Genomic DNA, 23,874 nt, shown 5'->3' with positions numbered 1-23,874 from the left:
GGGTTTTTTGATTATTTAACAGAAATTGAAGATATAAATGATATTGCTACCGATACATTTCTGATTTTTGTGATTCCCAAAAGGTGATGCATCATAACCAGGGAACCATTTTTAAGTTCCTGTGATATCTGAAGATTCAGATCCCGTGAAGGATTCCATGGTACATCTCGTAATACAGCCCCATTAATATTCAGGAAAAGGTCATACTGATGCATCGGGGAGGGCATGATGGCAATAGTTTCAAGAATTTCCTGAGAAAAGTTCTCTTTTGCTCTTTTCAGATCTACACCATATCCAAACCCGATTAGTGTCTCTCCCTGATACCTGTTATCAAGATTATCCTCTGATGCTGCTTCTATTATCGATTCTCTCATAGGAATGCGATAAAGTGAGTGTTTCTCCCCTTCTTTCTCAGGCTGCTGATCTTGTTTCTTTTTTGCTGCTGTAATCAAGGAGGATTTGATGTCAGAACTACAGATTCCTTCAATAGTTGCTTTCACACTCATAACCCAGACACCGGAGAATTTGGGGCAATTAATTTTTGCAAACCTTGAAATTTCCTCAACAAGTGCATTAATTGAGTGATCCCCGGTATTTTCAGTCTGAAAGGTGAGGATGTATTGGAATGGGCCAAGGTGAGTAACCTGGAAAATACCAAATCGCTCAATTTCTCCCCCCTTCATAATATCCCCGGTAAAAAAATCAGCAGTCGCATTACCATCAGCAGGCGTCCAGAGCATATCTCCGTTCAGTATTACTATGTTTCCAAGGATATTTTTAACAGACTCCTTATTTTTCCCGACAGCTCCGATGCCAATCTCGAATTTATCAGGCGTGTATAATAACTTCTGGATATCAGCATCTGTTATCTTGCCTTCTTCGATATTGGTAAGGTTTCCCAGTACCTGTAATGAAGCAGTATCCTGACCAATCTCTTCGAAAGTAAATTTCAATTCAGATTTGTTATCTTTCTCCAAAGACAGATTATTCCGGGATGAAGAGATGGCACTTTCAAGGGTAGTATGTAGTTCCAGAGCCTGAAGGAATCCACCCATTTTCATTATGCCTAAGGGAAAGTCCTGAACTTGGCAAATAATTACTCTTCCATTTCTTTCTTTAATTTTCCGGTATATTTCCTGAAAAACACGTAACCCTGCAGAACTAATATAATCCATTTGCTTGAGGTCAAAAATAATATCGATATCGGAATCACAAAGGCTGGTTTGCAGACTCTCGGTTACTTTTTGAGATCCGAATCCATCCATCCTTCCATTTATTGTTAATATGAGATTTCCTTGTACACGACTAACAGTTATTTCCATAGGAATTCTGATTGAATTATCTACTCTATGAGGGAAAAATTTTTGTAATTGGACTCTAGATTAGTGATTCTAATTTTTTCCTCTTAAATAATGAGATTACATGTTACAGATATCCTTATCTGAATACCTGAAAAATGGGTTAGAGAGATACTGGAATGAAGAGATCAATTGAACTAAAAGTACCCCTCTCTCATGATATACTTCCGGTAATCACCCAATTAGCAGAGCAGGTAGTAATTGCATACGGCCTTTCTGAAAATGATATAAAACGTTCGGTTCTTGCATGTGAGGATGTTTACACCTATCTGGTATCACATTCTAATGGTATTTCTGATCTTACGCTGAATATCAGAGATTGCGGATATTACATCCAGATAACTTTTAAATTTTACCCGATTACTATCCCACAACAGGTCTTGAATATAACTGCCATTAGTGATCCCGGAGATCCCAGGTGCCTTGCTCATTTGGAAATATTTATTGCGGCACATGTTGTTGACCGTTTTATTCTTGATCAAGATACCCCTGATGAAACTGTTGTTCACCTAATCATAGAAAAACAGTATCCCCTCGCATCTGACAGTAATCTGGATGCACTACCGGTATCATTACACAACTTGAGTTGTACAACCGGTACCCATGAAGAGGTAAAACAGGCTGCTATTAGGATCCTGCAGACATATGGCTCTCGTGCACCCGCATTTTGTCGCTACCCGGGAAAAATCCTCGATATGATTAGAAGTGGGGAAATGCAGGCTGCTGTTTATAGTGACGGAAAGGGGAGTGTGGCGGGATGCATATTCTGGGTAGAGGGAGAACATCTTATAGAGGTCCATGGGCCATATGTATTTATTGCCGGTCATCAACCGGGTGAAGAACTCACCAGTTTTCTACTTGAATTGGTTGGAAGGTCAGGTCTAAAGAGCCTCATCATCAGGGATCCACTCCCTGGTGTACCAGAATCCTGGTTCGAAAAATTACCCCCGATTACCTGGAATTATCCCAAAAATGTTCAGGGAGACTATTTTGACTCCTGTATGCCACTATACCGTCAGCTCGAAGAGGATGTTGGATCCACTGTTGTCGTGCATCCTGATTTTACCGAGGTTGTAAGCGAGTGGTATGACCAGATGAATCTCCCGAGGATTATCACTTCTTCTTTCCCAGCGGGAGAGGCTTCTGATGAATTTACAGTTTTTTCAGTCAGGATTGATAATAATAGAAAGATTGCCTCACTCACCTTGCGAACAGTCGGTACCGATGCTCCTTTAATCCTTGCTGCCCATATTTCTCATCTTTCAAAGCAGGGAATTTCGGGTATAACATATGAGATGGATCTCAGCAACGAGATGGAAGTCTTCCTTGTTCCAGTACTTTTAAAATCTGGATTCTTTCCGTCCTATATCATTCCCTGGGGGGGAACAGGCGATATCCTCGTTTTCTATTATATAGGTGAAGACTTTTGATGAATGATTCAAAACCTTCGATCCTAAAACAAGTTCCTCCACATTTACAGAATATTTCCCCTTATATTCCCAGTAAACCGGATGATATACTAAGGAAACTATTCAATGCACCTTTCCTATACCGAATGAATAATAACGAGAATGTACTTGGACCCCCCCAGGCTGCAATTGATGCAATCGCCAGTTTTGATCCTGTTTTAATAGCACAATATCCCAGTGGAGATTCTTATTATTTGAGGCATCGATTGTCACAACTCTCCGGGCTGTCAATTGATTCATTCATTATAGGTAATGGTGCAAATGAAGGTGTCAATTCTATTATCCACGCATTTTGCAAGCCTGGGGATAATATTATCACTGCAGATAAAACCTTCTCTGTGTATGAATGGGTTGCAGAATTCTCTGAAATTAAGACCAAACTCATTCCCCTTAAGAATAATGGATTTGATAGTGATGCAATCCTAACCGGACGAGATAAAAAGACTAAAATTATCTATCTCTGTAATCCCAACAACCCGACCGGAACCTACTGGAGCGAAAAAAAACTCTGTAATTTTCTTGATATGGTGCGTGGTGAGCAGATAGTTGTTATTGATGAGGCATATGCAGAATATGTTATGGCTTTGGATTATCCGGATGGTGTCAAACTCATCTCCCGTTATCCGAATCTTGTTGTATTCAGGACATTTTCCAAGATGTATGGTCTCGCAAGTTTACGAATAGGCTATCTGGCATCGAGCCCCATGGTTGCTGACGTTATCAGGCGCACGTCACCAGTATATTCTGTAAATGCTCTGGCACAAGCCGCTGCACTCGGTGTTCTTAGCGATGATGGAACCCATGTCCGCAACACTCGTTCCATGATAACAGAGTCGCGGCATTATGTTGAATGTGAACTAGATAAGATGGGGCTGGAGTACACCTCAGGAGAAGGTAATTTTATCCTGATTAAAACACCGATTTCAGACACACTTTTGTACCGACGGTTGATGCATTATGGATATATGGTCAGACCTATGACACAATTCCGATTCCCTAACTATATCCGGGTTACTTTTCATCAGGTACAAGTTATGAAAGAGTTTTTGTCCGCCCTGCCAAAGTGTATCTGGAAATAATCACGAAATGCTCTGCTATCGTAAAAAGAACCGTCTTTTTTAGTCCTCGATAACTACTCATTTTTCTTCCAGTTCCCAAAAATAGATGAAATCCTTGCAACGTTAACAATCATCCCTCTCTTACACCCTTTATACCTGACCTGCCCAAGGTGGCAGAGCTGACAAACAGTTGTTCTACACCCGGCCTCTTTCCGAACCCGGAAGTTAAGACACCTCACGTAAGAGCCAGTACTGAGGAACGCGAGTCCTCGGGAGAACCCTTACGTTGCTATTGTTCTATGAAGAGACTCTTTTGCATTCTGCGTATATAAGCAAGTTAAATCTGTTTTATCCACAAATCGACTATCATTACCAATAAGGTTTTGTAATAACTCCTGCATCTTAGAATCCTCCTCTATCCGCATCGATGTATTATGTTCTGAAATAGAATCATTTGGCCATGCACTGTTCCACCAGATTATTCCAACAACACCCGGCCATCGCCCACTGCTCAGATCCATCAGAGCATCCTTTGTCCAGATGACTGCATCCATATTTTCATTGGTAATATCGGTCCCAGTCTCAGCAATAATAATCGGTTTACCAGTGTTCAATGCAGCAATTTCCTGGTATGACTGATCCATCATCACCGAAAACTGTTTTGCATTCTTCTCGTTAGGGGTGAGTGCTCCATATACCGAAACACCAAAAAGATCAACAAATTCATCTCCCGGATAATAGGCTGTAATAGTATTCCATGAATCGTCAGGATTACTATGCCAGTTCACATGGTATACTCTGATAAGATTCGTTGCCCCCTCTTTCTCAAGAATCTGAAATATATGACGATAGGTCTCCCTGAATTTTTCTGCACCATACGTATTTCCTGTCCAGTACCCATTCCATGGGAACCACTTTCCGTTCACTTCAGTGCCATATTCGACAATAACAGGGTACCCAAGATTTTGTACCTGAACCGCCCAGTTTCTGAGTTCTGCATCATATGCCCCATTTACAATACGGCTCAATGTGAAGAGTGGTTCTGGTTTATTCTGGTGGATATCCGATCTCAGCATTAACCGGACCCAGGGAATTGCTCCTGATTCGTAAACCTCGGCAAACTGCTTTGATGGAAAACTCTTATTAACACCCCACTCATGGGAAAACACCACAATAGCTGGTTTTTTCCCTACAGCACGTGCAAATGAAGCAATACTTGAGTTGGTAACATCCATTTCGGTGGCATGGTACTGAACAGGGGGGTGGACCCCAAGCCAGAATGTTCCCTGTTGCGGCGGGCAAAGAGATGTATTTCCTATTCCACCGGACACTGGCACAAAAATACCAAAAATGAGCATACCGATAAAAAGGAGGAGAAATTTTCTGCTTCTCACCAGAGATACCAAATAACTGCAACTCCAACAAGCAACACGTAATTTTTTAGGGACCAACGCCGAAATATCCATTATCACGAGTGTAATGCCCTCCAATCCATTTAACCATAATTCCCTCCCATCAACATTCCTCCCTTCAGACTTCGGGGACCAGTCGGTGGTAGGGCCTGCAGAGACACTAAAGGTTCTTCTTATTGATGCAGACCCAGAACTTGTTCACATATCAAAGAATAACCTTGAAAGAACAAGTCGTTTATCTGTGATAACAACCGGAACTGGTCACGAGGCTCTCACCCTTTCCAAGGAGAATGGATTTGACGCAGTTGTCTCTGATTACGACATGCCCGATATGAACGGGATTGATCTTCACCGGGCTCTTCAGCGTGAAGGTATAAAAATTCCATTCATTCTCTTCACTGTCCCAGATAGTGAGTCCTTGAAGTCTGATAGCGCTGCGAATCCGGATCACCCTCCTGATGAGATCTATATTGATCTTTCTCAGAAGATCAGACAAGCCGTGGAATTGTACCGGACACGTAATCGCCTCGAGCTCTACTCAAAGCATCTTGAGGAACTCGTTGAAGAAAGGACCCGGCAACTCAGAGAAGCCCAGAGGTTTGCGGTGATAGGTGAACTCTCTACCATGATCGGACACGACATGAGAAATCCGCTCCAGGTAATAACCAATATGAATTACCTCCTCACGCGCAAGATCACAAAGATGGATCCTGATGAAGCAGCAATTCTTCATAAACACGGAATCCCGGATCTCTTCTCCAGGATCGGAACTGAAACCCAGTACCTCAATAAAATTGTGTCTGACCTGCAGAACTACGCACGAGAAGTAAACCCAACCCTTGTTCTCACCGATCCCGGGCTGTTCTTAGATGAATTGTTAGGCTCGATAACGCTACCCGGAGATATCACTGTTCAGAAGGAGTACCAACCCGGGCTTAGGGTTTCAGTAGATACTACTCTCTTCAGAAGGGTGATGGAAAACCTGATCATCAACGCAATTCAGGCAATGGAACGCGGCGGTACATTAACTCTAAAAACATCTGAATCGAGTGACCTTATTAGCATAACAATCACAGATACTGGGGTTGGAATACCAGCATCGGCTAAAGATCGCATATTTGAACCCCTATTCACCACAAAATCGAAAGGAACCGGACTCGGTCTCCCGGTATGCAAACGGCTGGTTCAAGCACATGGAGGAACAATATCTGTAAAAGAAACTTCACCGGCAGGAACCACTTTTGAGGTTCTCCTTCCGGTTGATCATACGTCATTACCAAATCAGGGTTGAAATCAATGAAAAGGATTCTTGTTGTTGATGATGATCTCGGGATTCTGGACAGTACTAAACAGATTCTCGAGATTGACGGGTACGAAGTTGAGACCGCTTCCACTGGCGGGGAAGGTCTGAAAAATATCGAGTCTGCTTTTTTTAATCTTGCTCTCTTTGATATTAAACTCCCGGACATGGAAGGGACTGAACTCCTGGAAAAAGCACACAAACTGAGGCCTGCCATGAAGAAGATCATGGTCACCGGGTATGCCAGTCTGGAAAACTCAGTAATATCACTCAATGCAGGAGCTGATGCCTATATCCTCAAACCAGTCGATCCTGACATGCTCCTGGCAAAGGTGAAAGAAAAACTGGATGAACAGGAGCGTGAGGCATCTATTGACGGAGAAAAGATAGCCGAATTCCTTGAGGAGAAATTACTAAATATCCGGAGATGAGAGTAGTCCTACTATCCTATGAACCCGGTAACCAAAGAAGAGGTCATCTCCCTTCTCACCGAGTTGAACGTTTCTAATATCGGGGCACTCACCGATCCTGAAATAACAGCAGAATCAATAATCGGTTACCTGGCAAAATACCGCATTTTTGTTCCTGATATCTTCTTCTCCTCGCTTGCTGATCGTCTTGGTCTGGAATATATTGAGAAAGAAGCCATTGCCAAGACTCTTGACCTCGGTTGTATACTTCCATTTACGGTGGAAGAAGGTGCCCTGATACTGCTTCTTGAATCAAAGCCTGTATATGTCAGGGTCGCAACAGCGAATCCTTTGGACACCGATCTCTTCAAACGGCTCGAAGAAGTATTTCATAAAAAAATTGAGAGGGTGGTCGTATCAATCGAAACGGTCAGATCCATGAGCGAAGGGTGCTATGAGGCACCACATGCATACAGTGCATTGAATGAACTTGTGGACAGGCAACCAGATGAGTCTGCGTACCGGATCCTGATTCCCTGGCAGAAAGGAGTAATCGCCATCTTATTATTTTTGATGGCGTTGCTTATTGCCTACAACCCATACTTCGGAACTTTTCTGATATTTACTGTCATAAATATCACCTATTTCCTGATGAACCCGGTGAAGTTCTATATCTCACTTCAGGGTCTTTCTGGAACCAAACGTGTTATCTTCATCACAGATGATGATATCAAAGCAATTCGCGATGAGGATCTTCCGATATACACCCTTCTGGTCCCACTCTTTCATGAAAAAGAGATGCTTCCTCATATCCTCAGTAACATCGCAAAGATGGATTATCCACGGGAAAAACTGGATGTAAAGATCCTGATGGAAGAGGAGGACGAGGAGACCATCGGAAAGGCCAGAAAATTAGGACTGTTCGGCAACATTGAGGAGATCATCACCCCCATGACCGAGGATGAATACCGAAAATTCCTCAGTATCTTCCATCCGGTGATTATCCCGAATGCTGAACTGAAGACCAAACCACGTGCCTGCAATTACGGTCTGAAACGAGCACGTGGTGAGTTCGTGGTCATATATGATGCTGAGGATCTGCCTGACCGGGATCAGCTCAAGAAGACAGTTCTGGCATTCCGCCGGCTCGGTTCAGAGTATGCCTGTATTCAGTGTCTGCTCAACTTTTACAATCCACGCAAAAATGTGCTTACCCGCTGGTTCTCTATCGAGTACTCATATTACTACGACTACTACATCCAGGGTCTTGACAAGATCGGTGCACCGATTCCACTCGGTGGAACGAGTAATCACTTCAGGATGCGGACACTCAGGGAGCTCGGGGCATGGGATCCTTTCAACGTCACTGAGGATGCCGATCTCGGGATGCGAATTGCCAGGAAAAAGTACAAGACCGGTGTGCTGAACTCTCATACCTATGAAGAAGCAGTGACCAGCATCCGTTCGTGGATCAAACAACGATCACGCTGGGTAAAAGGGTTTGTCATAACCTGGTTTGTGACGATGCGTCACCCGATTAAGGTTTACAAAGACATCGGGCTGAAAAATTTTCTCGTTTTCCAGACTGGATTCGGAGGGAACTTTTACCTGCCTCTCATGAACCTGTTTTTATGGGGAGTATTTGTTGCAGGTTTTATCATACCCGAGTATTTCTCACACTGGTTTGATTTCTGGCCGTTTGCAGCAATCGCGGTCTTCAACCTGATTATCGGCAATCTCTTCTTCCTGGTCATGATGCTTCTTGCCACCTGGAAGGAGAAGCAGAAGGATCTTCTCATCTACTCGTTGTTCTCTCCGATTTACTGGATATTCATGAGTATCGGGGCATGGAAGGGACTGATCCAACTGGCCGCCGGAAAGGCATACAAATGGGAGAAGACCGCCCATGGGACCTCTCTCCTGACCGAGGAGAAGATAAGACAGGAGCCTGAAAATCTTGCTCGTCAGGTACGTTGGATAGAAGTGAAAGAGCCGGAAGTCAGGAACGGCAAGACCCACATGACAGTTCCCCAACTGGCTTTCTCTATTGGATTTACAATCTGTCTGGTCCTTTTTGCCCTGATCATTGTAGATATTGTTCCCTTTGCACCGGTATCAGATCACATAAAGATCACGACGGTTCCAGGTCTTTCGCAGGCTCTGAGTCCTTTGGAAAAGATGAAGGCAGGAGAAGAACCACGACTTCTGAATTATGAAGCGATTCCAAAACCAAACGAGGCCGCACCCCATGTCACACTGATTCCATCTGGTGAACCAGGGGTTATGCTACGGCAGAAACAGGAGATCAGAAGCAACCAGGAACCAGGTCTGACTCTGGTTTATGATCCCGAAACTAATTTGATCCAGATACGAGCAGAAGGGAGTGATCACAACACATCAGATACCACACGTGCATACGAAGTAATGATTACTTCATCTGAAGGAGTCTCACTATACAGGATTGACTCAACTCCTGCCACCCTAACAATTTCTGGCGGAAATACATCTGCAGAGATTCAGATCAACCGTACCTATGAGTCAGGGGCCAGAGTTCTGGCTCTCGAGGGCACGATTTGACCTTTTTTTCAATCGACAAAAAAAGAGGGATCACCTGCAACTGCTGCAGGTTACATTGCACCCTGCCGGTGACATGACCGGATGGCTGATATTATAGAGATATATTGCCTCATCAGGGTACCCTGCCTCTGCAGAGGCAGCTGCTTTCCACTGTCTGAAGTCTGAATTGGCCGGATCAAATTCAAGTGCCCTGCTGAAATACTCACGTGCCTTCTGGAACTCACCCAGGTTATAGTAACTCTGTCCTCCAAAGAACCAGGCCCACTGATTACAGGAGTACCTATTCAGTGACTGATCAAAATTTTCTGCCGCAAGCAGATACCTGGATTGATTTAGTGAGCAAACGCCTTTCACATAGTATGCCCACGAGATTGAGGGATCAAGTTGAACTGCCTTGGACAGATAGGGAGAAGCAAACTGGCATTGACCAAGTCTCTGAAGAATGTCTCCCCGATAGTAGTAAGCCCACGCATTGCCAGGATCAAGCAGGATAACCTTGTCAAATGAACAGAGTGCGTCCTGATCCCGCCCAAGTTCATAAAGTGCCATTCCCCGGTAGTACCATGCCTGCGCTGAAAGGGGATCTAGTAGAACTGCCTGATCAAGATACCGTGACGCATCACTGAACGCTCCGCTGTGATAGGATATCGTACCAAGATTCAGCCAGGAGGTTGCATTCGTAGAATTTTGTTTTATGTTATAACTCTGGGTTTTCTGGTTCCAGGTTTCAGGTGCCAGTTGCTCTTGAACTTTGAGATACTGATTCCGGTAGGTCTGGTTGGTGACTTCTCTCTCAAGTGCTTTGTTTACTGCGGTGAGAGCATTCTTCATATCGCCCAGGTTCATAAGACTTACACTCACCTCATAGTAACTCCCTGCCCGGCATGGATCAAGCCTGATACTCTCGTTTAACTGGAGATATGCCTCCTGGTATCTTCCCTCCTGATTTAGAGTATGACCATACGTGTATCTTGTCCATCCATTTGAGGGATCGAGTGTGACGGACCGATTAAAGGCTTTGAGTGCATCCCCTGATCTACCGATTCCCTGGTATGCCCTTCCGGTCTCGAACCATGCTCCTCCATTGACAGGATCTAGAACTGTGGCATTGGACAGATAGGAAAAAGCCTCGGTAAACTTCCCCATCTCAATCAGTGAACTCCCTGCAAAGTAGTATGCGTTAGCATTTGTCTCATTATGACGGATTGCTTCCAGGAAGAACGCAAGTGCCTGTGGATACTGACCTTGATCATAAAGAAGCCGCCCTTTGTTAAATGAGGACCATGTATTGTTCGAATCAAGGATTACATCATGTTCTGTGCCAAGGTAGGTAAGCGGTGGTGTCTCGTTAACCCTGGGAGAATGTGAGGACTGATTAAGTCCTGTTGGTTCAGTTTTCTGAATGGTATCATCCGACGCTGCCTCTGTAGTTCCAGGCTTTGAGACCTGGGCTCCGGATATCGTGCCCTGCTCTTGTAACTGGGTAGATACACATCCGGATAACAGAACCAAAAAAAATATCAGAAGGATCAGAATGGTTTTACGCATACTGGAAGTTACTCTTATATGAGATATATATTGTCAGTCAGGATCACAGATCCAAATCAATGATCGAGACATCATCCAAAATCGGAAAGCTCTGTTTAATAGATTGCGATTACTGCCATTATTGTTGAGTTAATCATCGGATTGAAAATATTCTGTTCACACACTCCTGCTTGTTTTCAAGATCCCAGATATTACCTCTCATAGTAGCGGGATACACATAATCTCCACTGGTATCCCATCCGTTTGGCTGGTACGTTTCTGAATAAAGAACCTGGCCTGAAGCATCCCAAACGAGTACGATGTATGAACCAGGGTTCTTAAGCCCTTTCTTTCCAGAGATCTGCAATTCTGCATTCCATCTTGTATTCCCAGGGCCGAAAGGAACAGAAGGATGGATCAATATGTGATCAGGGCAGTTCGGATATTGAATATATGATTGAGTTTTATCCGGGTTGAACCTGACAAGTTTCACAAACGGTGCATCATTGAGTGTTTCAGAGAGATACTGGAGAACAAACCTGAAATGTTTTGCACGGGTAATTTCTCCAAATCTACAGGCATAATCCCAGTATTGAATAGGAAATACCTCAATGCCCATTCGAGATGTTTCTTCAGGTTTTGTTCCTGAGATGACAACCAGATCACCAGAACGATCTGGCTCGATTGGATCAAGAGTGAGGGTATGGCCACCTCCTAAACCAGTAATGCAACCTAAAAGAATGAGGAGAAGAAAAATCTCACGAAATCCTTTCATCTTCCCGACAAATACCATCGGATTAGGAAAGAAGTTTCTTCTCTTAACGGTCTTTGATTGCTGGATTTAGTTTCTATCAGAAGCACAAACGTTCAAAAAACAGGTTCATGAGATTTATCTATTGATTTTTGCGTTTCCAGAACCCTTCTTTCACCAGGATCTCAAACCGCACACCCATCCCCGGAACACCAGTCTCTCTTACAGCAAGGTGAGTAACTGCCAGAATCTCCCGTGCAATAAATAAGCCAAACCCGGAGTTTTTCTCAAACCCTTCAATGAATATTCCGGATTTCTTTTCGCTGACGATTCCGACCCCGTCATCCTCATACACGAGAATCAGATCATTGCCTACGATTTCAGATGAGAATCTGACAGATGTTGCGCCCTTTCCATGACGCACGGTATTCTCGATTAAGGTGGAAAACACCTTTTCAAGGAGTGGATCTGCCAGAACAAGGAGATCATCGAGGTCAAGGTTGAACAAAAGACCGATTCCGGGAATGTCCCGTATTGCCAGTTCTGCAGTCTCCCTGATGGTATGCCAGACCGGAGGACGGGAGCCTATCTCATCATACACCCGTGTAAACTCTATCTGGCTCCGAATAGTATCAACAACCGATCGTGACTCCCTGATGAGATCTGCGGTATCCGGACCGGCTTTATCACCGACAAGAGCGAGCAGTTCTGAAAGCCGGGTGGTCTGGCTGATGATATCATCCCGGGTGATTGCAGTAAGCATCTTCAGTTTGAGATTTGCCTGCTCAAAACCATCCTTCACCTGCCGGAGTTCAGCGGTTCTGAGCCTGACAATCTCCTCCTGATCCCTGGTCAGTCTCTTGAGTTCATCTTCGCGGGAAAGGAGCAGTTCACACATCCGGTTTATCTCATCTGCAATCAGGGAGAACTCATCTGTACCTGAATCATCTATCTTCACGGAGTAATCTCCCCAGCCGATTCGGTGCAGACCATTGACGATGGTCTGAACGCGGCAGACGATCAGGCGATCAAAAAGGCTACCTGATATGAGAAATGCAATGATCGTCACCAGAATAAGAATCGCCAACGTGTGCCAGGCTGTTTCAAACAACACCCTCCCCGGCATGCTTGTGTCATAGACAACCATGCTTGTCAGATTTCCGGTATAATCTGCTTCTTTCTCTTTAGGTCTGAAATGTGTATAGACGGTTAGGTTATTCCCGGAGAAAATCCTGACCTCCCCTTTATCATAGACCTGACTATAGATCCCAGGGTCCATCTTTCTGCCTTCATGAATCAGGGAGTACTGACTCAGAGTATTGGATGAGAAGAGATCAACCTCAAGCACAAAGGGATTCTCCTCCTGAATCCTGGACAAAAAATCATCCATCAGGAACGAGGTAAAATTCTGCGACCGGGTTCTGACAAGTGCCTTTCTGAGTTGGACCGATGTTTCAATGATGTAGTCGCTTCCCGGCTGGCTGTAATAGGCATACTTGGTTACTTCCCCGTTCAGTGCATTGACCGCTGCCCTGTCCATCGAGGTGTTCCCTGAGTTCATGATATTTTTCAGGAATGATTCAAGCCCGACTGACTTCAGATCAAACCCCTGATCCTCAGGATACGTTGTGGAGAAGATCACACCTGACCCGTTGATCAGGTAGACGCCATCTACATTATTCCGGTCTGCTATCGGTTTGAGATCCTCGGCTGTGACAGAGGATACCGGCTTGTTGAGTGAACCAATATCCTTTGAGATAACAGGCAATCCCCTGCTCATTTCAGAGTCAATGGAAGGTTCAGCTCCTGCAAGAATGAGAAAAAACGCTTCAGCCCTGTCCTGGGTCTCCTGCTGGACACTTGTGACAATACTGTTTATCAGATCGAGATTATGCTTGTAAGAGTAGATACCTACGCCAATACCTACTGACGCGGTTGAGATGAGTATTAAGACGAAGAGAAGAACCGATAGCCTTCGTTTGAGAGTTGTATTGGTCTGATTCATGGATGGGTCATACCGTGAGTTCTGACTTTTTGGATACCTGAGGTGAGTAGTACAAGGATAATCAGGGCAAAAAAGATAGAACAAACGAATCTGAGTATGAAAGAGAATGTATTTTTTCCCAGAATCAAGAGCCAGGTAACATCTGCTGATTACATATACAGTTCACTGGTTGAGTCACTTCATGCATGTAATAAACCGATCACCATACACAGGGGAGCATGACGACTATCTTTGAGAGTGGGGATATAATGTCTGAATCCTGTATATTCTGTACAACGGGCCGAGAAGAGGTAGTTCTGGAGAATCGGTATGCTTATGCCAGGTATGACAAGAACCCGGTTTCACCGGGCCACCTTCTGATCATTCCCAAGCGTCATTTCAGATCTGTGTTCGAGGCAACCGAACCTGAACTTTCTGCACTCTGGGATCTGATCAGGGAGGCACGATCCTTTCTTGATGAAGAGTTAGCTCCTGATGGGTATAACATCGGGATCAATGACGGCGCTACTGCAGGCCAGACAATCATGCACCTGCACATTCACCTGATTCCAAGATACGCAGGGGACACGAATGACCCCAGAGGCGGGGTGAGAGGAGTAATACCCGGTAAACAGCAGTACTGAAAGGGAGGAAAGAAACACGGCGCCCTGATGGTGAGACAGTCTATCCCACACCCCCGGTAAAAAAGGTAGTGGCGACTCCTCAAATCCTCTCACACCCTATCTTTATGTTGTGACTTCCTCCCCTGTTGTCGATAATATTCTTTCAGCACGATATCTCCGCAAAGGAGAGCAGACCTTTGAAGACATCTGCCATAGGGTGGCACATGCCCTTGCCGATGACAAGGCCGAGCAGGATCGTTTCTTTGAAGCGATGATCTCGCTCCGGTTTCTCCCGAACTCACCAACTCTCATGAACGCCGGTACCGGGCTCGGACAACTCTCAGCCTGCTTCACCCTACCGGTCCCTGACTCGATCGATGGTATCTTTGAAGCCATGAAAGAGGGGGCGATTATTCACAAGACCGGCGGGGGAACCGGGTATAACTTCTCGCATATACGGCCTGAGGGTTCTCCGGTGCGATCCACCGACGGTGTTGCATCAGGTCCGGTCTCATTCATGCGGGTCTTTAATGCAGCAACCGATGTGATCAAACAGGGAGGACGCCGCCGTGGTGCCAACATGGGAATCCTCAATGTATGGCACCCTGATATTCTTGATTTCATCACTGCCAAGAAAGAAGAAGGAGATATCGCCAACTTCAACATCTCGGTGATGGTCAACAACCAGTTCATGAACCTGGTTGAACAGAAAGCCTTCGACTCAGTCTGGCTCACCCATCCGCATTCAGGAAAAACCATCACAGTCGGGGAGATCTGGAACGGGATCGTGGACGGGATCTGGAAGAACGGTGAACCCGGAATTCTCTTCTATGACGAGATCAACCAGCGAAATCCTACACCGCATCTGGGTGAAATTGATACAACCAACCCATGTGGAGAACAACCTCTTCTCCCATTCGAGAGTTGTGTGCTCGGGAGCATCAACCTTGATGCCTGTATCAGCGGTGGCATCCTGAATGAATCACTTCTGGAAGAGACGGTCAGGATGGCGGTACGGTTCCTTGACACAGTCATCGAACGTAATATCTACCCAATCCCCCAGATTGCTGAAGCAACCCTGAAAACCAGAAAGATTGGCCTTGGTGTCATGGGGGTCCACGATGCCCTGCTCAGGATAGGCATCGCGTACGATTCAACAGAAGGAAGAGACTGGTGCGAACGGATAATGGAAACGATCACCAGGACCGCTATTGACGAATCACGGACCCTTGCCTCAAAACTCGGACCATTCCCTGCATGGGAGGGGAGCATCTGGACAGAGTTTCCGGTCCGTAACGCTGCCATGACCACGGTCGCTCCTACCGGAACCATTTCTCTCCTTGCCGGGTGTTCGAGCGGAATCGAACCGATATTCTCATTTGCATACACCAGAAAGAACACAGTCGGCAAGACCTTTGTCATCGTCAACCCGGTCTTCAAAGAAGCCCTGGTGCAGAAACTTTCCCAGATGAACCTGGCGGGGGATGAACTGAACAAGCGGACTGACGAGGTTATTGATCATGTTCACAAGACCGGGACCATCCAGGATCTGTCCTGGCTTCCTGAAGAGTTCAGAGCACTCTACCGCACAGCCCTCGATATCTCATGGAAGGATCACATCCTGATGCAGGCTGCATTCCAGAAATATGTCCACGCTTCCATCAGCAAAACGGTGAACATGCCCTCCTCTGCCACCCGTGGAGACTGTGAGGAGGCCCTTCTGATGGCGTGGCGGTTAAGCCTCAAAGGTATCACCATCTACCGTACCGGGAGTAGGGAGACCGTGGTACTTGCTCTGAGCGGGGAGACTGATAAGAAAGAAACGGTACCCGAACTCAGGGCTGATGACGGTCGTAACCTACCGGAAAAGATCCCATCCCTCAATATGACACGCCCAAAGGAACTCGCTGGCAAGACCTACATCTGCCAGTCCGGATGCTGTCGCCTCTATGTAACGGTAAACCTTCTTGAGGGAAAGCCAATTGAGGTATTTATCAGGACCGTCGGGATTGGTGGATGTGATGCAAACAGCAGTGCTCTCGGACGTGCCATCAGCACCGGTCTTCAGAGTGGTGTGCCATACCAGAAGTTTGTGAGGCAGTTCGGCAAAGTGAACTGCGTCTCTGCTATCAAAAATCCATCTTCAGAAGGGGTGTCATGTGCCGATGTGGTAGGAAGGTGCATCGATCTCGCTGCAAAGAACCAGAGCATCACTACACTCGAAGACTGGTCAATAACCAAAACAGAAGAGAAGCGTCTCTGTCCGGAATGCCGCCAGCCCCTTGACTTTGGGGAAGGGTGCAACCAGGGAATCTGCAAACACTGCGGCTGGTCAGGATGTAGTTAACCGCCCAACCACGGCTGGATACAGAGGGAACCGAACATGAAACCTGAAGATTTACACACAAATCCAGCCAGTTTTCTGGAAGGAAGTATCCGAAAATTCTGTCGGGATTCACCAGCAAACAGTCTGAAAAATCAGGCAACTGAGAGGGCATATGAGGAGCCACTGGTCGGATTTTCTTCAGGGGGAGATCCACTGTATGAAGAGATTGCTACCGATATCGGTCCACCTTCTCTAACACCGGCAGAGATCTTCTGTCAGGCTGTTCCCGGAATTCATGTTGTTCCAGAAGATCTTACTATCATCAGTTGGATCCTGCCACAGACCAGAGCGACCTGCAGGGATAACCGGAGCGAGACAATGTACCCATCTGAACGATGGATTCGGGCCAAGCATTTCGGGAGAGACGTGAGTAAATACCTCGCCGACCATCTGGTCAGAACATTTCTGGATACAGGGATTTCTGCGATCAATCCGACAGCAGTTCCCTTTTTTTCAATCCAGGATACAAAAACCTATGGCCTGGCCTCCACCTGGTCAGATCGTCACGCTGCATATGTTTCAGGTCTCGGAACATTTGGTCTGTGTGACGGACTGATAACACCAGTAGGAAAGGCTGTGATCTGTGGATCAGTAATTGCACGGATCAGGATTCCCCCTACACCCCGCCCATATACGGATCATCATGCCTCATGCCTCTTCTACGCTAAAGAAACCTGTGGGATCTGCATGAAACGCTGTCCGGTCGGTGCAATAACCCCGCTCGGCCACGATAAGGAACTCTGCAGAAACCACTGTTTCGGAGTAGCCCAGACGTATGCACGCGAAACGTACGGGATCGATGAATATGCATGTGGTCTGTGTCAGACGGGGGTGCCATGTGAAGCCAGAAACCCGGTCAGAGTCACAGATCGATGACCGATAGATCCTTGTTATCCCGGATATGTCAGGAGATTGAAAGCCTGACTCCATACATCGCAACATGCAAGAAGGCGATGGATGCCAATTCAGGAGAACCTCCATCGGTAATCTCCCAACTTTCCCGATACAATTACGAAACTATGCTTGAGATCCTGAACCAGGAGAGTGATTCAGACGTCAGTGTTGAAAAAGGAAGAGAGAACGCCATGCGGGCAGCGTTGCACTCCTATCTCATGCAGTATGCTCCCGGCAAGAAGGATCTAGCCAGGTATATCACTGCGATATCATTATACCTGACGTTTTATGCAAAACGACCACTCCATCCCCCAGATATGGTGACAGATGATATCATAATAGAAAAACGGGATGATGAGTATTATTGTACCGGAAAAAACCGGTATTTATATGACGAACCTTCACTCTGTAGGTTTTGTGTTTGTAAACCTTACATCCCTGAGTAGATCTTTCTGATGAGATGCATCAGTCCCATCCCTTTTTCTGAGATCAGATACTGCCCTGATGATTCGTCTTTTGCCACCAGGCCTGCTTCAATCAGGCGGGTCACATGAAAAAGAAGGTGACCACCCTTGTATCCGGTCAATGTGCTGAGATCAGTATAACTCATAGTACCCGTGGAGAGGGCTTTGATCATACTGAATCGTGCCGGATGGGAGAGGGGGTCGATGATTGTCGCCAGTATCTCATCTTCAGGAAGATCCCTGATGAGCGAGATCTGATTCCGGTTCCGGAGTGTTGATCGTACAGAAGATAACTCCCCTATCGCCTGCATCAGATGATCGCGTTCTGCTGCATATATGTTGTAACAGGCAAGGCAGGGCTCCCTGCCAAGTTCAGGGTATTTCATTACGAGATCCTGATCCTGCTTTACCTGGCTCGATAAGAATTCATCTGCTTCATCGGGATCCATCCTCTCTCCTGATTCCCGGAGACGACTGATAAAAAAGTCAATGCATGCTCCTCTATCGTACAGCGAACATGGATTAGGACAGACTGAATCAAACTCACGCCTGATCGTGTTGATCACAAACTGCAGAATCATATTCTGATGGCTGGTTACGACCTGCCTACGCATTGTTTCTATCTGTTCTTCCACAAAAAGGCGCTGAAAAGACCGTAACTCAGAGAGGATCATCTCTCCCTGCTCCCGCTGGGCAGTACCAAGATCCCGGAGGTTTTTTTCGATCTCAATAATTCGCTCTTCTATCTCATCTTTCCGCATAAGGACCCCAGCTATAGTAAAATTACCTTTTGCTATATCTTGATCTTTTACATAAAAAGTGTATGGAAGAACAGAACCAGCATGGTTGCCAGGTGGAAAAATCAGAAGACATTCGAGCCTGTTGTGGATTTCATTGTTCACAGTGTCCGGCATATGTCGGAAATATCAGGAGTGAGGCAGACCAGAGCCGGGTATCTGAAGCCTGGAAGAAGATATACGGGCTTGAAATTCCTGCTGAAGCGATCAGGTGCGACGGCTGCCAGAAGCCTGACAACGAAAACCCGCACAGGATTGGGGGAGCCTGCGAGATGAAGACCTGTGTTCAAAAGAAAAAAATCTCCCACTGTGGGTACTGCGAGGAGTTTCCCTGCAGTCTTATTGAACGGCATCTTGGATCAGTTGAGTCTGTTGCTCCCGGTTGTGTGAGCACACTAACTCCTGATGAGTTCAAGGATTTTATTGAACCATACCTATGCAGGGAGTATCTGAAGACAGGCACAAACCAGTGAGTCTAGTGCAAAATGTAACACTTAGAAGTGATCTCAGTTTCACTTCGATCATTTCAAGGCGTAATGTTTTGTTTTACACATCAGATGTTTTCCTGATCAAATCCGCAACTTTTTCCTTGCTATGATGATGATCGGGAAGATGATCCCACCAACGAGTGCGAGTATCGCAACTCCTGCAAAGAGCATCTGTTGCAGTGCGTAGATCAGGATCTGATCAGGCTGGGTTGTCCCTCCATGAGCAAGAGTAAACAATCCCTGCAGTCCCTGGATCATTGCCAGGCCGGGAACCATGGGAATTCCTGCGATTACCGAGAGCAGGACTTCAGGAACACGGGCATACCTGCCTATGCCTGCAGCAATCACTGTTGCAATACTCATGCCGATAAAGAGAGAGAAGAACGGGTCAGCCCCAATGTAGATTCCGGTCTCCCTGATAAACCTGGCAACAGCACTGCAGACAAAGCATCCTGTCAGAACTGATGCAGGAGTATTGAAGAGAATCCCAAACCCGCATGCAGCAATACCGGCTGCAAGACTCATGGTGGGAATGAATGTAATAATATCAAACTGAGAGGGAATCTGGATCGCAGGGGCCATCATACCGAGAGGGATAAGCAGTGCACCTGATATGATGCAGATCTGGGTGAACACAGAGGTGAGCCTGGCAATTCCGCAACCGGTGTGATCCCTAATAATATCCAGTCCTCCGTTGATCAGCATGGCTCCCGGAATGAGAAAGAGGACACTTGATATCAAGGCAACCTGAGGCGTTTGTGTCTGCGAAAACGGGGCAAGTACTGCCGCACAAAGCCCACCTGACAGGGCAGTCACAAGTGTTGAAAGATAGAGATTGTTCAGCTCTTTTCCGAATCTGAATCTGATTGAGAGAGCACAGACTGCAGAGAGGAAGATCACCCAGAGTGCAGGGATATCAGCATGGTTGAGCCACCCGAAGGCCGCACAGGCAATCCCGGTACCTGCTAGTATCACCGGGACCGGATAGGCAGGAGGCATTGTTTTGACAGCAGTCAGGGAATCCCTTATCAATGTAATATTCTTGTGATATGACGGGATTTGATGGAGAATACCACTGATCTGATGCAATACGGATACATTTACCTTAATTGGATCACGCAGCACATAGAGCCGGGTTTCAGTGTGATCCCCATGATGAACACTCAGTTCTATGACCTCATGCCCGACTGATATGTGGATCTTCTCATCTCCGAGCTGGCCTGCAAGCCACCGGACAGAATCCCCTACCCGTTGTACAGTTGCTCCGGCCTCATAGAGGAGAACCGCCAGATCGAGATAGAGGTCTGCACTTCCGTACTCCTCTTCCACCTCATCTCCTGTGCAGTTCATGCGTACTTTCTGGTGACGTGTGAATATATGAGTTCTTTCCGGACCTCATGCTCTCAACGAAAATCATCCCAGAACAGACCAAAAACACTGAATGGTTTATTGTCCTGACAATTTCTTGAAAGGGGAGAAGGACAGATCTCTTGATCATGACTCAGAAGCCGGGTGTGAAAAAGGGGGTCAGCCAATTTACCCGGTCACCCCGGGTCCTGGTGCTTATCCTCGGAGTCGCCGGGTTCATATCTGCTGCTGATAACTGGTTCGTCTCCCCTGCACTTTCGGCTATCGCAGCAGATATCGGGATCTCTGCTCTCTCTGCCGGTTTGATCCTGACAGCATACCTCCTACCCTACGGATGTATGCAGCCGGTCTTCGGTTTGATCAGTGACCGGATCGGAAAAGTCAGGGTGCTTACCTGGATCCTTGCAGGATTTACAATCGGTTCAGGTGCATGTGCCCTGATGGGAACTCTGCAGGCTCTGGTATTCTGGAGGGCATTCACCGGTTTTTTTGCAGCAGGCATCATCGCCATTTCTCTTGCCTGCCTCGGTGATGCCATACCCCAGGAGGAGAGGCAGCATTACGTGGGAACATTCATGGGGATTGTTTTTCTCGGGCAGGGTCTCAGTGTCGGCATCGGCGGACTTCTCGCAGAGTTATTCTCATGGCGGGTGCCGTTCATACTCTTCTCCGGAATAGCCATAGGAACTCTCCTGTTCATACCAAAGATTCCTGAACCTGAACTATCGGTATCTCACCGACCAGTGCGGGAAGAACTACAGGATATATTCCACCATCCTTCGTCATGGATATTATTCCCACTCGCTGGTGCATCGGGTTTTCTCCTGATTGGCATGTACAGTTATCTTGGATCTTTCCTGCACCAGGTAGTCGGCCTCGGATACATGCAGATCGGAGCAGTTGTAATGTTCTTCGGATTTTCTGCTTTACTTGGAGGAACACAGGCAGGGAGAATTGGCAGAAAGATCAGATCGCGATGGATGATTGCAGGTGGAGGCGTCATTGCATCTGGATCGGTGCTCCTGTTCGCGGTGTTTCCCGGACGGGAGACCGGACTTGTGGCCTCGACAGGTCTTGGACTCGGATACATATGCATACAGTCAACAGTTGCAACTCTGGTCTTTGATATCACTCCCAAATCAAAAGGGCTTCCTTCTGCCCTTGTCGGACTTGGTCTCTTCGGGGGTGCTGGCATCGGAACTGCCTGCATGGGTATCCTTATCGGACTATTCGGATATAGTGGATCTACAATGATCTATGCAACAGGGGTTTTCGGAATTATCCTGCTTGCATTTGCAGTTCCAGACCTTAATTCGGGAGAAAATGTTGCATCACATGATCCGAGCAACAGGCGTGATTCTTCCAATAGCCCCAACCCGCGAAAAATGACGTGATGACATGAATATTTCAAACCTCCTTAGCCTGACATGTGCCCCTGAACTCTACGAGCCGGGAACACACCTGATGTGGGATGACCACTACATATCAGAACAACTGCTCCATATTCATCTGGATCAGAGTACCGACGCAGCAAGCAGGAGAATCACTACAGTTACAAAAACTGTACGGTGGATAGAATCTCATCTGGAGAAATCTTCCATGATTCTTGATCTTGGATGCGGGCCAGGATTGTATGACGAGTTCTTAACTGAGCTTGGCCATACGGTAACAGGAGTGGATTATTCTCATCGGTCGATTGAGTATGCGAAATCACAGGCTGCAGAGAAAGGACTTGAGATCACCTACCTGAATCAGGATTACCTGAATATGACCCTTGATAACCGGTTCGATCTGGTGATCATGATTTATTGTGACTTCTCTGTGTTGATTCCCGGGAACCGGGATCGGTTGCTCCACCACATTGTAAACCTGCTCAATCCGGGTGGTCTCTTTATTTTTGATATCCTGAATGAGCATTCTCCGGAGATTATGAATATTGGCAAAAAAGACTGGGATGTGTCAGAGCAGGGATTCTGGAGGCCATATCCGTATCTCGCCCTTTCACAGTCATTTCATTATCCCGACCAGCATGTGATTCTTGAGCAGCATGCCGTCTGTTCTGATCAGAGTTGCCCCGAAATATACAGATTCTGGAATCATTACTACCAGACAGAGGAGATGAAATCAATTCTGAAAACGGCTGGTTTTTCAGAGGTCCGGACTTCAGACCAGGTACTTCCTGATGATGCAGTAGGCCAGAACAAAATGGTAACTTTTTACACAGCTCAGAAGAGTGACACCAGGAACCTTTATTAGTCACTTAAATTTGAGAACCAAGAAAACTGCAACTAATTATCGCTCTGATTTGGAATTATTCGATAAATTATTGCCTGAAAATGATTGTCACCAGGGCATCGTCAGGCCCGGATCTTCATACAGGGCACCACTACTATCAACTAAAAAACAGGGCCTGATAGAGAGGGGATAGCAAAACGATATTTGAGGATGTTTTTATAAAAGAATCCATTTGAGAGGGTTTCAACAAGGAGGCATCGTAGATGAATAATGAGGATCAGATTCAAGCCTGTTTTTAAGAATAACGCCCAAATTATCTAGTTTAAAACATAAGTCTTCAGGGATCCAAGACTGATGATAGATCTGCCGTTAGGGATCTGGCATCTGGTTGAGAATGATACAGGTGAAAGCCACCCTATATTCCTGCGCGATCGAATATCAGACGAACAAGGTCTTCTGCCGAGTTTATTGGGAAGTCAGAGGGTTTAAGAAACTTTTCAAATAGTTCTCCAACATTACAGACAACCAGTCCGCCCACAGTCATATTACCTTCAGCACCTTTGGGAAGTCCGGAAAAAACTGACTCTTTTGAAGAAACCGGAAATGAAACACCGCCGAGTGCATTGATCCAGTGAGTGAACAGCTCATCTCTCATACCCATGAAGAGGGATCTACATAACAGGAAGAGAAATAACTTTCGAAATCAGAGGGAATTGCATCAATTCTCCATGTGTGGAGTAAGGGGATCATCCAGACCTTATCCTTTATCTGGT

20 protein-coding genes and 1 rRNA gene are annotated in these 23,874 nt (G+C 46.2%); 13 read left to right on the top strand and 8 right to left on the bottom strand.

The annotated features are described in order from the left end of the window. Positions 1–11: 11 nt before the first annotated feature. Positions 12–1,322, bottom strand: a complete 1,311-nt coding sequence (locus tag ACHZA2_RS08110; RefSeq protein WP_319579297.1) for an STAS domain-containing protein — start codon at positions 1,320–1,322, stop codon at positions 12–14. A 155-nt stretch (positions 1,323–1,477) separates the two neighbouring features. Between ACHZA2_RS08110 and ACHZA2_RS08105 the strand changes: the two genes are divergently transcribed. The 3 genes from ACHZA2_RS08105 to rrf all read left to right on the top strand — a co-directional run bounded on the left by ACHZA2_RS08105 (position 1,478) and on the right by rrf (position 4,179). Further along, the gene (locus ACHZA2_RS08105) at positions 1,478–2,788 is read left to right on the top strand and encodes a hypothetical protein (protein WP_319579296.1); all 1,311 of its coding nucleotides are present in this window, start codon (positions 1,478–1,480) and stop codon (positions 2,786–2,788) included. Continuing rightward, positions 2,788–3,906 carry a histidinol-phosphate transaminase gene (hisC, locus tag ACHZA2_RS08100; RefSeq protein ID WP_319579295.1) on the top strand — a complete coding sequence of 373 codons (1,119 nt, stop codon included), beginning with the start codon at positions 2,788–2,790 and terminating at the stop codon, positions 3,904–3,906. The genes ACHZA2_RS08105 and hisC overlap by 1 nt, the downstream gene beginning before the upstream one ends. 149 nt (positions 3,907–4,055) lie before the next feature. Further along, a 5S ribosomal RNA gene (gene rrf, locus ACHZA2_RS08095) occupies positions 4,056–4,179 on the top strand. Here the strand turns inward: rrf and ACHZA2_RS08090 are convergent. Beyond that, on the bottom strand, positions 4,167–5,222 hold the full coding sequence (locus ACHZA2_RS08090; RefSeq protein WP_394698526.1) for a glycoside hydrolase family 26 protein: 1,056 nt from the start codon (positions 5,220–5,222) through the stop codon (positions 4,167–4,169). The two genes, rrf and ACHZA2_RS08090, sit on opposite strands and share 13 nt — an antisense overlap. A gap of 142 nt (positions 5,223–5,364) precedes the next feature. Here ACHZA2_RS08090 and ACHZA2_RS08085 point away from each other — a divergent pair, with 142 nt between their 5' ends. The 3 genes from ACHZA2_RS08085 to ACHZA2_RS08075 are packed head-to-tail and all read left to right on the top strand — an operon-like array spanning position 5,365 to position 9,584. Further along, the gene (locus ACHZA2_RS08085; protein WP_319579293.1) at positions 5,365–6,588 is read left to right on the top strand and encodes an ATP-binding protein; all 1,224 of its coding nucleotides are present in this window, start codon (positions 5,365–5,367) and stop codon (positions 6,586–6,588) included. Between the two features lie 5 nt (positions 6,589–6,593). Further along, the gene (locus ACHZA2_RS08080) at positions 6,594–7,028 is read left to right on the top strand and encodes a response regulator (RefSeq protein WP_319579292.1); all 435 of its coding nucleotides are present in this window, start codon (positions 6,594–6,596) and stop codon (positions 7,026–7,028) included. Between the two features lie 18 nt (positions 7,029–7,046). Further along, positions 7,047–9,584 carry a glycosyltransferase family 2 protein gene (locus ACHZA2_RS08075; protein WP_319579291.1) on the top strand — a complete coding sequence of 846 codons (2,538 nt, stop codon included), beginning with the start codon at positions 7,047–7,049 and terminating at the stop codon, positions 9,582–9,584. 30 nt (positions 9,585–9,614) lie between these two features. Here the strand turns inward: ACHZA2_RS08075 and ACHZA2_RS08070 are convergent, their stop codons facing one another. From ACHZA2_RS08070 to ACHZA2_RS08060, 3 genes are all read right to left on the bottom strand, one after another. Beyond that, positions 9,615–11,132, bottom strand: coding sequence for a tetratricopeptide repeat protein (locus ACHZA2_RS08070; protein WP_319579290.1), 1,518 nt, complete (start codon positions 11,130–11,132; stop codon positions 9,615–9,617). 133 nt (positions 11,133–11,265) lie between these two features. Beyond that, complete coding sequence (locus tag ACHZA2_RS08065; RefSeq protein WP_394698525.1) at positions 11,266–11,904, bottom strand: hypothetical protein; 639 nt, start codon at positions 11,902–11,904, stop codon at positions 11,266–11,268. A 100-nt stretch (positions 11,905–12,004) separates the two neighbouring features. Further along, entirely contained in the window at positions 12,005–13,867 is a 1,863-nt protein-coding gene (locus ACHZA2_RS08060; RefSeq protein WP_319579288.1) for an ATP-binding protein, read from the bottom strand. Positions 13,868–14,085: 218 nt separating this feature from the next. Here ACHZA2_RS08060 and ACHZA2_RS08055 point away from each other — a divergent pair, with 218 nt between their 5' ends. From ACHZA2_RS08055 to ACHZA2_RS08040, 4 genes are all read left to right on the top strand, one after another. Then, the gene (locus tag ACHZA2_RS08055) at positions 14,086–14,490 is read left to right on the top strand and encodes an HIT family protein (RefSeq protein WP_319579287.1); all 405 of its coding nucleotides are present in this window, start codon (positions 14,086–14,088) and stop codon (positions 14,488–14,490) included. A gap of 109 nt (positions 14,491–14,599) precedes the next feature. Continuing rightward, positions 14,600–16,816 (top strand): adenosylcobalamin-dependent ribonucleoside-diphosphate reductase, encoded by a 2,217-nt coding sequence (locus ACHZA2_RS08050; protein WP_319579286.1) that lies wholly within the window; start codon positions 14,600–14,602, stop codon positions 16,814–16,816. A 36-nt stretch (positions 16,817–16,852) separates the two neighbouring features. Continuing rightward, a complete protein-coding gene (locus tag ACHZA2_RS08045) occupies positions 16,853–17,731 on the top strand; it encodes an epoxyqueuosine reductase (protein ID WP_319579285.1) in 879 nt (292 codons plus the stop codon). Continuing rightward, on the top strand, positions 17,728–18,195 hold the full coding sequence (locus ACHZA2_RS08040; protein WP_319579284.1) for a DUF2115 family protein: 468 nt from the start codon (positions 17,728–17,730) through the stop codon (positions 18,193–18,195). The genes ACHZA2_RS08045 and ACHZA2_RS08040 overlap by 4 nt, the downstream gene beginning before the upstream one ends. Here ACHZA2_RS08040 and ACHZA2_RS08035 read toward each other — a convergent pair. Further along, a complete protein-coding gene (locus ACHZA2_RS08035; protein WP_319579283.1) occupies positions 18,180–18,974 on the bottom strand; it encodes a hypothetical protein in 795 nt (264 codons plus the stop codon). The genes ACHZA2_RS08040 and ACHZA2_RS08035 overlap by 16 nt on opposite strands. Before the next feature lie 62 nt (positions 18,975–19,036). Here ACHZA2_RS08035 and ACHZA2_RS08030 point away from each other — a divergent pair, with 62 nt between their 5' ends. Next, on the top strand, positions 19,037–19,483 hold the full coding sequence (locus ACHZA2_RS08030; RefSeq protein WP_319579282.1) for a DUF3795 domain-containing protein: 447 nt from the start codon (positions 19,037–19,039) through the stop codon (positions 19,481–19,483). A gap of 96 nt (positions 19,484–19,579) precedes the next feature. Here the strand turns inward: ACHZA2_RS08030 and ACHZA2_RS08025 are convergent, their stop codons facing one another. After that, positions 19,580–20,848, bottom strand: a complete 1,269-nt coding sequence (locus tag ACHZA2_RS08025; RefSeq protein ID WP_319579281.1) for a threonine/serine exporter family protein — start codon at positions 20,846–20,848, stop codon at positions 19,580–19,582. Between the two features lie 146 nt (positions 20,849–20,994). Here ACHZA2_RS08025 and ACHZA2_RS08020 point away from each other — a divergent pair, with 146 nt between their 5' ends. Together ACHZA2_RS08020 and ACHZA2_RS08015 are read left to right on the top strand one after the other, a co-directional pair. Next, entirely contained in the window at positions 20,995–22,260 is a 1,266-nt protein-coding gene (locus ACHZA2_RS08020; protein WP_319579280.1) for an MFS transporter, read from the top strand. A gap of 4 nt (positions 22,261–22,264) precedes the next feature. After that, the gene (locus ACHZA2_RS08015; protein ID WP_319579279.1) at positions 22,265–23,122 is read left to right on the top strand and encodes a class I SAM-dependent methyltransferase; all 858 of its coding nucleotides are present in this window, start codon (positions 22,265–22,267) and stop codon (positions 23,120–23,122) included. 394 nt (positions 23,123–23,516) lie between these two features. Here the strand turns inward: ACHZA2_RS08015 and ACHZA2_RS08010 are convergent, their stop codons facing one another. Further along, positions 23,517–23,756, bottom strand: a complete 240-nt coding sequence (locus ACHZA2_RS08010) for an MTH865 family protein (protein ID WP_319539299.1) — start codon at positions 23,754–23,756, stop codon at positions 23,517–23,519. Positions 23,757–23,874 lie beyond the last annotated feature (118 nt).

Origin of the sequence: uncultured Methanospirillum sp., assembly GCF_963668415.2 — an archaeon.
Lineage (GTDB): Archaea > Halobacteriota > Methanomicrobia > Methanomicrobiales > Methanospirillaceae > Methanospirillum.
Note: the sequence above shows the minus strand (reverse complement) of the source record. Positions and strands in the feature narration are given on the sequence as shown.

Coding starts and splice junctions, on each gene's coding strand:
- ACHZA2_RS08110 (WP_319579297.1), bottom strand. CDS start 1,322: ATGGAAATAACTGTTAGTCGTGTACAAGGAAATCTCATATTAACAATA.
- ACHZA2_RS08105 (WP_319579296.1), top strand. CDS start 1,478: ATGAAGAGATCAATTGAACTAAAAGTACCCCTCTCTCATGATATACTT.
- hisC (WP_319579295.1), top strand. CDS start 2,788: ATGAATGATTCAAAACCTTCGATCCTAAAACAAGTTCCTCCACATTTA.
- ACHZA2_RS08085 (WP_319579293.1), top strand. CDS start 5,365: ATGCCCTCCAATCCATTTAACCATAATTCCCTCCCATCAACATTCCTC.
- ACHZA2_RS08080 (WP_319579292.1), top strand. CDS start 6,594: ATGAAAAGGATTCTTGTTGTTGATGATGATCTCGGGATTCTGGACAGT.
- ACHZA2_RS08075 (WP_319579291.1), top strand. CDS start 7,047: ATGAACCCGGTAACCAAAGAAGAGGTCATCTCCCTTCTCACCGAGTTG.
- ACHZA2_RS08070 (WP_319579290.1), bottom strand. CDS start 11,132: ATGCGTAAAACCATTCTGATCCTTCTGATATTTTTTTTGGTTCTGTTA.
- ACHZA2_RS08065 (WP_394698525.1), bottom strand. CDS start 11,904: ATGGTATTTGTCGGGAAGATGAAAGGATTTCGTGAGATTTTTCTTCTC.
- ACHZA2_RS08060 (WP_319579288.1), bottom strand. CDS start 13,867: ATGAATCAGACCAATACAACTCTCAAACGAAGGCTATCGGTTCTTCTC.
- ACHZA2_RS08055 (WP_319579287.1), top strand. CDS start 14,086: ATGACGACTATCTTTGAGAGTGGGGATATAATGTCTGAATCCTGTATA.
- ACHZA2_RS08045 (WP_319579285.1), top strand. CDS start 16,853: ATGAAACCTGAAGATTTACACACAAATCCAGCCAGTTTTCTGGAAGGA.
- ACHZA2_RS08040 (WP_319579284.1), top strand. CDS start 17,728: ATGACCGATAGATCCTTGTTATCCCGGATATGTCAGGAGATTGAAAGC.
- ACHZA2_RS08035 (WP_319579283.1), bottom strand. CDS start 18,974: ATGCGGAAAGATGAGATAGAAGAGCGAATTATTGAGATCGAAAAAAAC.
- ACHZA2_RS08030 (WP_319579282.1), top strand. CDS start 19,037: ATGGAAGAACAGAACCAGCATGGTTGCCAGGTGGAAAAATCAGAAGAC.
- ACHZA2_RS08025 (WP_319579281.1), bottom strand. CDS start 20,848: ATGAACTGCACAGGAGATGAGGTGGAAGAGGAGTACGGAAGTGCAGAC.
- ACHZA2_RS08020 (WP_319579280.1), top strand. CDS start 20,995: ATGACTCAGAAGCCGGGTGTGAAAAAGGGGGTCAGCCAATTTACCCGG.
- ACHZA2_RS08015 (WP_319579279.1), top strand. CDS start 22,265: ATGAATATTTCAAACCTCCTTAGCCTGACATGTGCCCCTGAACTCTAC.
- ACHZA2_RS08010 (WP_319539299.1), bottom strand. CDS start 23,756: ATGAGAGATGAGCTGTTCACTCACTGGATCAATGCACTCGGCGGTGTT.